This window comes from Bartonella sp. AD328YNZD, from assembly GCF_042196425.1.
The window spans coordinates 1-1,343 of sequence record NZ_JBHIQG010000503.1 but is presented as its reverse complement, the minus strand read 5'-3'; the positions used below and the strand labels follow the sequence as shown (position 1 = coordinate 1,343).

The following is a 1,343-nucleotide window of genomic DNA, read 5'->3' as shown; positions in this document are numbered from 1 at the left end:
TTGATCAATATCCGCAGTGTCAAAATTTATACCCTCAACAGCCATCACAACCATTAAACAGCGTGAATTTAAAGCAATGACATGTTGGTTGATGTAGCGTATATAGGGAATATATTCTTCAGGTAAAGTTTCCCGTTTCATGATTGACATCTGTTTCACCGGTTTCGTCCCTTTAGCTTAGTTCCTTATACGTGCGGACAAGGCGTAAAGGGGAGGTAGAACTTCCTCCCCATCGGTTGAGGTTTTTTTGTTTTCCTCGGGTATTGAGCCATGCAAATAATACGCGAAATTGGTTGTGGTCATACTTTGTCACTTCTCGCAAAATAAAATGCATCCCAATCCCAAAACCAAACATGGTAAAATCACTGGTCAAAATGAAAAGAATAGATGTCGCCATAACATTGAGCGCCATCGCTTCCATCGTAACACCGGCAAACATGGCCGGGCGCGTACAGGCAAGGAAGAGAGTATCTTCGTTCATTTATGTTGTGCCTGCTAATTTAGTGACGAGAGTAGGGGCGCCAAAAACAATAGCAATCCCTAGAACACAATAAGCTGCTTTGCGTAAATCAATAAAGCCGTACATCCAGCCAATCCCCACAGCAGCAACACATATAATAGCAATGAGCCTTGCCGTCCCACCCGTCATCATTGTGACAATGTTACCTAAAACACCATCAAGATTTCCCAGACCACCTCCACTAGGAGCAGAAGAAGCATAAGAAGGATCTGATACAAGCACTGCTGTAAAAAGCAGCATGGTCACGATAAAAATGATGTTTTGGAATCTATTATCTGTCATTTTACCTCTCTTTAACAAACAATATTTGTTCATCTATCGACATTCCATTACCTCTAACAACTGGAGAATTCTGTTATTTTATGACAGTCTAAACTCCTCATTTTCTTGTTTTAAAAGTTTTGATAGCGGATCTCTTCACTCTCAAACTTTTCTTCTTAAAGAGACAGAAGTCTTCTCAAATTGAAATTGTGTTATATGAAAATGGCAATTTTAAGTTTTCTATTGGTAAAAATAACAATATTAAAATAAAGAATATTATTCTTTACAAAATGTAGTTAATCTGCAACACTTATATTTGGATTTTTTTATTTAAAAACAAGGGGATTGCTGATAAATAATCTGAAAGGATAGAAAAAAACGAATTTTTTGAGTGAGCGTGTTGAGAGATGCTATTTAAATTAATTGTTATTATTTACATTATGGGGTCTATAGTGTGGGGACTAAGCCAATATAAAGATAAAATAGATTTCAGCATTCTTAAAACATTTGAGACGCAAGATATCCAAGATATTGTCGATCTCTATCGAGAAGAAAAAAAGTT

2 protein-coding genes are annotated in these 1,343 nt (G+C 36.6%); both read right to left on the bottom strand.

The annotated features are described in order from the left end of the window. Positions 1 to 172: 172 nt before the first annotated feature. A complete protein-coding gene (locus ACFIO3_RS13220; protein ID WP_375608094.1) occupies positions 173 to 481 on the bottom strand; it encodes a type IV secretion system protein VirB3 in 309 nt (102 codons plus the stop codon). Next, a complete protein-coding gene (locus ACFIO3_RS13215) occupies positions 482 to 802 on the bottom strand; it encodes a TrbC/VirB2 family protein (protein ID WP_375608095.1) in 321 nt (106 codons plus the stop codon). Positions 803 to 1,343: the final 541 nt, after the last annotated feature.

What these genes read in the sequence shown, in the direction of transcription:
- ACFIO3_RS13220 (WP_375608094.1), bottom strand. Translation starts at nt 481, where the DNA reads ATGAACGAAGATACTCTCTTCCTTGCCTGTACGCGCCCGGCCATGTTT.
- ACFIO3_RS13215 (WP_375608095.1), bottom strand. Translation starts at nt 802, where the DNA reads ATGACAGATAATAGATTCCAAAACATCATTTTTATCGTGACCATGCTG.